Genomic DNA, 9565 nt, shown 5'->3' with positions numbered 1-9565 from the left:
GAGGGGTTGCGCGGCAGCACGTCCACGACATCGATCGAGGTCGGGCACTTGAAGCCTGCGAGCTGTTCGCGGGTGAACGCGATCAGCTCGTCTGGCGTCACCGACTCGCCTTCGCGGAACGCGACGACCGCCTTCACCGTCTCGCCCCACCGCTCGTCCGGGACGCCGATCACCGCCACCTCGGCCACGGCCGGGTGCGCGGTCAGGACCCGCTCGACCTCCGGGGAGTAGACGTTCTCGCCGCCGCTCACGATCATGTCCTTGATCCGGTCCTCGACATAGACGTAGCCGTCGACGAAGCGGCCCACGTCACCGGTCCGGAACCATCCGTCCTCCGTGATCACCTCGGCCGTGGCCTCCGGCTGGTTGTGGAACCCCTTCATCAGCTGCGGGGTCCTGAACCACAGCTCACCCGGCTCGCCCTCCGGGACGTCCTCGAGCGTGAACGGGTCGACCACCCGCGTCTCGACCTCGGGGATCGGGACACCGGCCGAAAGCAGCCGCTCCGGGTGCTCGGCATCGAGGTGCGCCTCCGGGAGCAGGTGCGTGATCACGCCGCACACCTCGGTGAGGCCGTACACCTGCATGAACTTCGTGTCCGGCCACGCCTCCATCGCTCGCCGCAGGAGCGGCAACGGCATCGGCGCGGCGCCGTACGTGAAGAACGTGAGCTTGCCGAACAGCGCGATCGCCTCGGGCCCGCCCGCCAGCGCCATCTGCGCGAGGGCGGGGACGAGGAAGGCGGAGTTGGCGCCCTTCATGATGGCGGTCGCCAGCGACACAGGGTCGGGCTCACGGGTCATGATGCTCGGGAAGCCGTCGTGCAGTGCGAACTGCACGTACGAGGTGCCGCCGACGTGGAAGAGCGGCATCGCGACGAGGCTGATGTCGCCCGGGTCCAGCTCCCAGCCGTCGTGGGAGTTGATCGTGTGGGCCACCATCGCGCGGTGGCTGAGCATGACGCCCTTGGGTCGGCCGGTCGTGCCCGAGCTGTACATGATCAGAGAGGTGTCCTCCGGACCGCGGTCGGGGGCGGGGCCAGCCGGCTGCGACGCGGCCAACCACCCCTCGTACTCGTCCGCCTCCGCGCCGTCGGGAGTGACCTGGATGATCTGCTCGACCATCGGGAGCCTGTCTCGGATCAGCTCGATCGTCGGCACCAGCTCTGTCCCGACGAAGAGCACCCGGGCGCCGGAGTCGTTGATCGTGTAGTCGAGCTCGTCGCCGGCCAGCCGCCAGTTGACGACCGCGGTCGCCATGCCGCGAGACGCCGCCGCGAGGGTGACCTCGACGCACGCCGGGTGGTTCTTGTCGAGGAAGGCCACCACGTCCCCGCGTCCGAGGCCCAGGTCTCGCAGGCCGCCGGCGGCACGGCGGATGCGCTCGTCGAACTCGGCAAAGGTCCACGAGCGCTCTCCGTACGCCATGCAGTCGGCGTCCGGTGTGGTCTCAGCCCAGTAGGCGACCCGGTCGTCCAAGAAGGTCGGGGGCGGAGGGGACGCAGTCATGGCTGACTCCTCGGTGCGGCGCAGTGCGCGTCGGCGGACAGTGGCATGACTGTGACACGGGTCACAGGCGAGGGCAAGGCCCACCTGACAGGGCTTCGTTGGCGCCTCGTACCCTGGAAGACGTGTCCCTCGCCCAGATCTCTGCCGCCGGAATGCTCCCCCAGCCGCTCGTGGGAGCGATCGCCGTCGGCATCCCCCTCCTGATCATCGCGCTGTTCTTCGTCTACTGGGACCGCCCGAAGAAGCGCTGACGGCCCTCAGTCTCGGGCCAGCAGCCCGGCCAGGCGGTCGAGGGACCGCGTCATCTGGCGCTGGGTCGTCTCCGCGAGGCTGCCCCGGCGCAGGAGCCACCTCTGCCGGTCCTCGGACACGTCCCACGTCTCGGTGACGATCGTCCCGGCCGGGACGACCTCGAGGTCGTAGCGCCAGACCCGCCCGCCGAGCAGGCCCCCGAGCATGGTCGTCCGCCAGGCGATGGTCTGGTTCTCCACGTAGGCGACGACCACGCTGGTGGTCGTGTACGGCACACCGCCGCGTCGCATCCGCATCGTGAACTCCGACCCGAGGCGCAGCGGGACGTCGGTGACGTCGACGACCTCCACCACGTCCTCGGCGCCGGCCAGCGACGGGTGGGAGTGCGGGTCGGCGAGGAGGGCGAAGATCCGTGCGGCTGAGGCATCGATGGTGCGTACGGCGTGGACGCGGTCTGAGTTCATGCCACGAGAATGCCGGGGTCGCGGATGCGGCGCATTGGCGGCTGGCGCCTACACTGGTGCCGTGCCTCGCGGAGACGGTCGTCTGACCCACGACCTGGACCCCCACGACGTCGGCCCCCAGGACGCCTGCGGTGTCTTCGGAGTCTGGGCTCCAGGTGAAGAAGTCGCCAAGCTGTCCTACTTCGGGCTCTACGCCCTCCAGCACCGAGGGCAGGAGTCGGCGGGCATCGCGGTCAGCAACGGCTCGCAGATCCTCGTCTACAAGGACATGGGGCTGGTGTCCCAGGTCTTCGACGAGGCGACGCTCGAGTCGCTGCAGGGCAGCCTCGCCGTCGGCCACACCCGCTACTCGACGACGGGCGCGAGCGTCTGGCAGAACGCCCAGCCGACGTTCCGGCCCACCGCGCACGGCTCTGTCGCCCTCGCGCACAACGGCAACCTCACCAACACCGCCGAGCTCGCCGACCTCCTCGAGAAGCGCACGGCGGAGTCCGGCAGCGAGCTCGTCGGACGCGTCCGTGAGTTTGCGAGCAGCGACACCGCCGTGATGGCCTCGCTGCTCGCCTCGTACGAGGACCTCTCGCTCGAGCAGGCGGCACTCGAGGTGCTGCCGATGCTGCGGGGCGCGTTCTCGATGGTCTTCATGGACAACGACGCCTTGTACGCCGCGCGGGATCCCCAGGGGATCCGGCCGCTGGTCCTCGGCCGGCTCGACCGGGGCTGGGTGGCCGCGTCGGAGACCGCCGCGCTCGACATCGTCGGCGCGTCGTTCGTCCGGGAGATCGAGCCGGGCGAGTTCGTCGCGATCGACGCCGACGGTCTGCGGGTGCACCGCTTCGCCGAGGCCAAGCCCAAGGGCTGCGTCTTCGAGTTCGTCTACCTCGCCCGACCCGACACCCAGATCTCCGAGCAGCGGGTGTTCTCGGTGCGCGCGGAGATCGGCCGTCGCCTCGCTGCGGAGTCTCCGGTCGAGGCCGACCTGGTCATCCCGGTGCCGGAGTCCGGCACGCCGGCGGCGATCGGCTACGCGGAGGCCTCCGGCATCCCGTTCGGGCACGGGCTCGTCAAGAACTCCTACGTGGGGCGCACCTTCATCCAGCCGAGCCAGAGCCTGCGCCAGCTCGGCATCCGCCTCAAGCTCAACCCGCTGCGCGACGTGATCGCGGGCAAGCGGCTCGTGGTGGTCGACGACTCGATCGTTCGCGGCAACACGCAGCGTCAGCTGGTGCGGATGCTGCGCGAGGCCGGTGCCGCCGAGGTCCACGTCCGCATCTCGAGCCCGCCGGTCAAGTGGCCGTGCTTCTACGGCATCGACTTCGCCACGCGTGCCGAGCTGATCGCGAACGGCATCTCGGTGGAGGAGATCCGACGCTCGATCGGCGCCGACTCGCTCTCCTACATCTCGCTCGAGGCGATGGTCGACGCGACCAACGTGCCCAAGAACGACCTGTGCCGCGCGTGCTTCGACGGCGAGTACCCCGTGCCGCTGCCCGAGGGCAGCCTGGTCGGCAAGAACCTGCTCGAGCCGGAGCGCGCGGACGACCGCGTCTCCGTCACCATGGTCAACCCCTAGCGACGGAGGGTCGCACGTGACGTCGTACGCCAGCGCCGGAGTCTCGATCGAGGCCGGCGACCGCGCGGTCGAGCTGATGAAGGAGTGGGTCGAGAAGGCCCGCCGCCCTGAGGTGCTCGGAGGCATCGGCGGGTTCGCCGGGCTCTTCGACGCCTCACAGCTCAAGCGCTACGACCGCCCGCTGCTGGCGACCTCCGCCGACGGCGTCGGCACCAAGGTGGTCATCGCTCAGCGCATGGACGTCCACGACACGATCGGGTACGACCTCGTCGGCATGCTCGTCGACGACCTCGTCGTCTGCGGCGCGGAGCCGCTGTTCCTCACCGACTACATCGCCACCGGCAAGGTGGTGCCGGAGCGGGTGGCCGCCATCGTGAAGGGCATCGCCCAGGCGTGCGAGGAGGCGGGCTGTGCGCTCCTCGGCGGCGAGACTGCCGAGCACCCCGGGCTCCTGGGGCCCGACGAGTACGACGTCGCGGGCTCGACGACCGGTGTGGTCGAGGCCGAGTCGCTGCTCGGCGCTCACAAGGTCGCGGCAGGAGACGCCGTGATCGCGATGGCCTCGTCGGGACTGCACTCCAACGGCTACTCGCTGGTGCGCAAGGTCTTCTTCGACGTCGCCGGCTGGGACCTCGAGCGCGAGGTGCCCGACCTCGGCGGGACGCTCGGCGAGACGCTGCTGACGCCGACGCGCCTGTACGCCAAGCCGTGCCTGGAGCTGGCGGCGTCGGTGGAGGTGCACGCGATGTCGCACATCACCGGCGGCGGCTTCGCGGCCAACCTGGCCCGGGTGGTGCCCGAAGATCTCTCCGTACGGGTCGACCGGGGGACCTGGAGCCCGGCGCCGATCTTCGACCTGGTCGGTCGATTGGGCGACGTCACGCGCCCCGACCTCGAGTCGGCGCTCAACATGGGCGTCGGGATGGTGGCCCTTGTCGCGCAGGACGTGGCAGAGCGCGCCCTCGAGGTCCTGGCCGAGCAGGGGGTCGAGGCCTGGCAGTGCGGAGAGGTGCTGGACGAAGCCGGCGGAGAGGTCGAGCTGGTCGGTGACTACCGCGTAGTGTGATCTACATCACCCTCGACTCGTCGCACCCGGAATGCCGGTGCCGAGCCGCCGGGTCGGTTCGCGCATCCTTGTCCTGAACAGGTAGCCTTAGCGCTACGAGAGACCACATTCCGAGACTTCGCGAGGGGGTCGGACCCTATGGGGCGCGGCCGTGCAAAAGCCAAGCAGACGAAGGTTGCACGCAACCTGAAGTATCAGACGCTCGAAACCGACTTCGACCAGCTGCAGCGCGAGCTCCACGGCGAGCCGGACGGGCCCACCGAAGAGCCGGACCCCGAGCTTCTCGAGAAGTACGCCGACTTCGCAGACAGCGAGCCTCGCCCCACGACCTGATCGTCGTCGACGCCGCCCCCGGCCTGTTCCGTGGGCTGCGTCGTCTGTGTCAAGACCGCGACCACGACGCCCACAGCGTCGCGTAGGTCCCTGCGCGGGCGAGCAGCTCGGCGTGGGTTCCCTCCTCGGCCACCTTCCCGCGGTCGAGGACCACGATCCGGTCGGCGGCCGCGGCCTGGCTGAGGCGGTGCGCCACGACGAGCGCCGTCCGTCCCGCGAGGGCAACGTCGGCCGCGCGGTCCAGGAGTCGTGCGCCTGACGACCCGGCCTCGGCGGTCGCCTCGTCGAGGACGACCACGGGTCGGTCGGCGAGCACGACGCGCGCGAGCGCGACCTGCTGAGCCTGTGACGGGGTGAGGGCGTGGCCGTCGCCGCCCACGGCCGTGTCGAGCCCGTCCTCGAGTGCGTCGACCCAGCCCGAGTCGCCGGTGCGCGTCAGCGCGTCGCGGAGGCGGTCGTCGTCGGCATCCGGTGCGGCGAGGCTGAGGTTGTCCCGCAAGGTCCCGGCGAACACGTGCACCTGCTGGGTCACGAGCGCGGCGCGAGCACGGACACCGTCGGATCCCAGCTCCTCGTACGCCGTGCCGCCGAGCGCACGTGAGCCCGAGGTCGGGGCCAGATGTCCTGCGGCGATGAGTGCGAGGGTGCTCTTGCCCGCCCCGGTCGCTCCGACGAGGGCGACGCGTTCGCCCGGCTCGACGCGGAGGTCGACGTCGTGGAGGACGTCGTCACCGTCTGGGTATCGGTGACGGATCGCCTCGAGCCGCAGACCGGGCAGCGTCGTGCTCGGGGCAACGTCCGCGGTCGGGGCCGGGGCGAGCCGCGCCAGCCCGGCCAGGCGGGCGAGCGACGCCCCCGCGGCCTGCACCTGGTCGAAGGTCAGGAGGAGCCCGCCGATCGGATTGAAGAGTCGGTGGAAGAACAACGCTGCCGTGGTCGCCGCGCCCACGGTGACCTGACCGGACCGGACCAGCACGAACGAGGTCCCGAGGACGAGGAGCAGGCCGACGAGCTCGGCGCGATTGGTCCGCCCGAAGAACCGTGTGAGCATCCCGAAGACGCCGATCGACACACTCATCGCGCGCTGAGAGCGGTCGGCGACGTGACCTGCCCAGGCCCGCTCGTACCCGATCTCCCGGAGCGTGCGCGAGCCGTGCAGGCCCGACAGCAGCGCCTCGGCGCGCTCGCTCTGGGCCACCCGCTCCTCGGCGTAGCGCGGCGCGGAGCGCGGGAGGTACCAGCGCAGGCCCATCACGTAGAACGGCATCGCACAGAGGCCGGCGAACCCGAGGCGCCAGTCCAGCGCGGCGAGACCGACCGTGGTGAAGCCGATCGCGACGGCGGACTCGATCGTGATGGGCAGCGCCTCGTCCAAGGACTGGGTCACCGAGCGGACGTCGTCGTTGACCCGCGCGAGGAGGTCCCCGGCGCCGGCCTCCTCCACGTGCTCCGGGTCGAGCTCGAGAGCGCGCGCGACCACGTCTTCACGCAGCCGCGCCAACGCCGGCACGGCCGCGTGCCCGAGACCGATGATCGCCAGCCCGGACGCCGCCCCGCCGAGCACTGCCGCGCCCGCGACGACAACGGCCGCGCGCACCACGTCCGTCACCTCGCCGCCGTTGCGGATCACGTCGACGAGGTCGCCGAGCACCCACGGGGCCGCGAGGCCCAGCAGCCCTGCGAGTGCGAAGCCTGCTGCGGCCGCGGTCAGAGGCAGCCGTCGTCGTCGCAGCAGGCTCCACGCGAGCCGTGCGGTGTCGGCGCGGTCGGCGACGGGGAGCAGGTGCCGAGTCGCAGCACCGCCTCGACGTGGTGAGGTCATCGCAGCACCGCCTCGACGTAGTCAGCGCGCTCGAGCAGCTGGGTGTGGGGACCGGTGGCGACGGTGCGCCCGTCGAGGACGAGGACGACGTGGTCGGCCTGTGCCAGCAACGACGGACTCGACGTGATGACCACCGTCGTCCGGGGTGCACTGCCGTGACGAGTGGCGCGCAGGCCGCGCGCGATGGCCTCCTCGGTGACCGAGTCGACCGCGCTCGTCGGGTCCTGGAGGAGCAGGACCGGTGTGTCGTGGGCGAGGGCACGCGCGAAGGCGATGCGTTGCCGTTGCCCACCCGAGAGTGAGCCGCTGGCCCGGACCCGTCGCTCGAGCCCGTCCGGGTGGGCGGTCACGAGGTCCTCGGCGGCCGAGGCGGTGAGGATCCTCGTGAGGGCGTCGTCGTCGTGGCGCCCATGCGGGTCGACGTTGAACCGTACGGAGCCGTCGAAGAGGTCGACGCGGTGGGCGGCGACGAGCAGCACCGACCGGCGCTCACGGGTCCCCAGGCTGGAGACCGGCGTTCCGCCGAGCAGGGCCGCCCCCGAGTCCGGCACGCGCTCGCCGGTGAGCACCGACACCATCGCGTCAGAGGCGGCGGGGTCGTCCACCACGACTCCCACAAGGTCTCCGGGTGCCGCCTTGAGCACGAGGTCGCGCAACGGGCCGGCGGAGACGTGGTCGAGCTCCAGGGCGTACGGCGGCTCGGGAGCGTTGCCGCCCTCGCCGACGAGCCGAGGTGTCGCGAGGACGTCGGCGATGCGTCGTGCTGAGGCGTACGAACGTGCCGCGTCGGCGCCGAGCCATCCCAGCTGGGAGACCGGCTCGGCGAGGAACTGCGTCAGGCCGACGATCGCCACGAACTCACCGAGCGACAGCTCTCCTGAGAGAGCGCGGCTGCCGGCCAGCTGCGCGTCGGCCGCGAGCAGCAGACCGCTCAGTCCGGTGGTCGCCGCCGACAGGGCGCCCCAGCCGCGGACGGTCCGCAGCGCGGCCCGCTCCGCGGACCGGCTGGACCGTCGATAACGCTCCGCTGCGACCCGTTCGGCGCCGACGCCCTTCAGTGGTCGCATCCCCTGGATCAGGTCGGTCGCCATCCCGGACGCGCCGGCGACGGCGGCCTGCTCGGCACCGAAGCGTCGCGCGATCACCGGGCTGAGCAGCTGGGACGCCGCGACGATCAGCGGCACGCCGACGAGGACCAGGAGCCCGAGCGCCACGTCCAGCCACAGGAGATAGATCGCCGACGCAGCGGTGGCGACGAGCGCCGACACCGCATACCCGAGCTGGCGTACGACGGTCGACACCGCCAACGCATCGCCGGTCGCGACGGACACCGTCTCGCCGGCCAGCAGGCCCGTGCGGGCGCCGTCGGGATCGAGGACGTGGTCGAAGATCTCCAGCCGCAGCGCGTGCTGCTCGCGCTGCACCGCTCCGAACCCGAGTCGCGCACCGAATCGGTACGACAGGCTCAGCACACCCATCAGCACGGTGAGCGCGATCGCTCCGACGACGAACGCGGTCAGGTCGCCCGGGGCGATCGCTCGATCGATGATGAGGCCGATCGCGACGGGGACCAGGGCCTCGCAGACCTGCCAGATGCTGAGCAGCGTGTAGGAGAGGACGAGGCGGCCACGGTGGCGCCGCAGCATCCGTCGGATCAGCCGAGCACCGGTCGGCGGCACCCCCGGGCTAGCCACGCCGGACCGGGACGACGGTCGGGAGGGCGTCGTACGGGTCGGAGAAGACGTGCGCCTCCAGGCCGAAGACCTTGGCGAGCAGCGCCGGGTCGACGACGTCGGACGGGGGACCCTGGGCGACGATGCGCCCATCGTCGACGACGACGAGGTGGTCGCTGTAGCGAGCCGCGAGGTTGAGGTCGTGCAGGACGACGACGATCGTTCGTCCGGTGTCTCGGCGCAGCCGCACCACGAGGTCGAGCACCTCCACGGCGTGCGCGAGGTCGAGGTGGGTGGTCGGTTCGTCCAGCAGGAGCACGTCGGTGTCCTGAGCCAGCGCCATCGCGATCCACGCGCGCTGGCGCTGGCCTCCCGACAGCTCGTCGAGCGGACGGTCGCCGAGGTCGTCGACGCCCGTGGCGGACATCGCCGCCGCCACGATGCTGTCGTCCTCGGCCGACCACTGCCTGTACCACGGCTGGTGCGGCTGTCGTCCTCGCGCGACCAGGTCGGCCACCGTCATGCCTTCGGGGGCGGTCGGGCTCTGGGGGAGCACCGCCAACCGACGCGCCAGGTGGCGAGGACGGATCGACGAGACCGGTGCGCCATCGAGCAGGACCCGGCCGCGCGTCGGGCGAAGCAGGCCGGCGAGGGTGCGCAGCAAGGTCGACTTGCCGCACCCGTTCGGCCCGATCACCGTCGTCACCTGCCCCGGGGGCACGTCGAAGGTGATCCCGTGGAGGACGTCACGGCTGCCGTACCCGGCGACCACGCCCTCGGCGCGCAGGGGGTTAGACACTGGATCTCCGTACGTAGCGGACGAGCAGGAACATGAGCGCCGGCGCCCCGATCACCGCGGTGAGGACGCCGACGG

9 protein-coding genes are annotated in these 9565 nt (G+C 71.3%); 4 read left to right on the top strand and 5 right to left on the bottom strand.

Annotated elements, in window-relative coordinates:
* Positions 1–1508, bottom strand: a 1508-nt coding sequence (locus tag PV363_RS12915) for an AMP-binding protein (protein WP_301022522.1), incomplete at its 3' end; no start/stop codon positions are given.
* A gap of 122 nt (positions 1509–1630) precedes the next feature.
* Between PV363_RS12915 and PV363_RS12910 the strand changes: the two genes are divergently transcribed.
* Positions 1631–1759 (top strand): hypothetical protein, encoded by a 129-nt coding sequence (locus PV363_RS12910; protein ID WP_255559662.1) that lies wholly within the window; start codon positions 1631–1633, stop codon positions 1757–1759.
* 6 nt (positions 1760–1765) lie between these two features.
* Here the strand turns inward: PV363_RS12910 and PV363_RS12905 are convergent, their stop codons facing one another.
* Positions 1766–2224 (bottom strand): SRPBCC family protein, encoded by a 459-nt coding sequence (locus tag PV363_RS12905; RefSeq protein WP_220345981.1) that lies wholly within the window; start codon positions 2222–2224, stop codon positions 1766–1768.
* A 61-nt stretch (positions 2225–2285) separates the two neighbouring features.
* Here PV363_RS12905 and purF point away from each other — a divergent pair, with 61 nt between their 5' ends.
* The 3 genes from purF (at position 2286) to PV363_RS12890 (ending at position 5196) form a co-directional block, all read left to right on the top strand.
* The gene (gene purF, locus PV363_RS12900; protein ID WP_220343264.1) at positions 2286–3797 is read left to right on the top strand and encodes an amidophosphoribosyltransferase; all 1512 of its coding nucleotides are present in this window, start codon (positions 2286–2288) and stop codon (positions 3795–3797) included.
* 16 nt (positions 3798–3813) lie between these two features.
* On the top strand, positions 3814–4863 hold the full coding sequence (gene purM / locus PV363_RS12895; RefSeq protein WP_220345982.1) for a phosphoribosylformylglycinamidine cyclo-ligase: 1050 nt from the start codon (positions 3814–3816) through the stop codon (positions 4861–4863).
* A gap of 138 nt (positions 4864–5001) precedes the next feature.
* Entirely contained in the window at positions 5002–5196 is a 195-nt protein-coding gene (locus PV363_RS12890) for a DUF3073 domain-containing protein (protein WP_220343266.1), read from the top strand.
* A 49-nt stretch (positions 5197–5245) separates the two neighbouring features.
* Here the strand turns inward: PV363_RS12890 and PV363_RS12885 are convergent, their stop codons facing one another.
* Genes PV363_RS12885 through PV363_RS12875 form a run of 3 tightly spaced genes read right to left on the bottom strand, consistent with a single transcriptional unit; the run spans position 5246 to position 9490 of the window.
* Positions 5246–7018: an ABC transporter ATP-binding protein gene (locus PV363_RS12885; protein ID WP_301022521.1), complete on the bottom strand. Its 1773-nt coding sequence runs from the start codon at positions 7016–7018 to the stop codon at positions 5246–5248.
* Positions 7015–8712, bottom strand: a complete 1698-nt coding sequence (locus PV363_RS12880; protein WP_301022520.1) for an ABC transporter ATP-binding protein — start codon at positions 8710–8712, stop codon at positions 7015–7017. The genes PV363_RS12885 and PV363_RS12880 overlap by 4 nt, the downstream gene beginning before the upstream one ends.
* Positions 8705–9490, bottom strand: coding sequence for an ABC transporter ATP-binding protein (locus PV363_RS12875; protein WP_220345985.1), 786 nt, complete (start codon positions 9488–9490; stop codon positions 8705–8707). The genes PV363_RS12880 and PV363_RS12875 overlap by 8 nt, the downstream gene beginning before the upstream one ends.
* Positions 9491–9565: the final 75 nt, after the last annotated feature.

The sequence above is a fragment of the Mumia sp. genome (genome assembly GCF_028803055.1).
Taxonomy (GTDB): domain Bacteria; phylum Actinomycetota; class Actinomycetes; order Propionibacteriales; family Nocardioidaceae; genus Mumia.
Note: the sequence above shows the minus strand (reverse complement) of the source record. Positions and strands in the feature narration are given on the sequence as shown.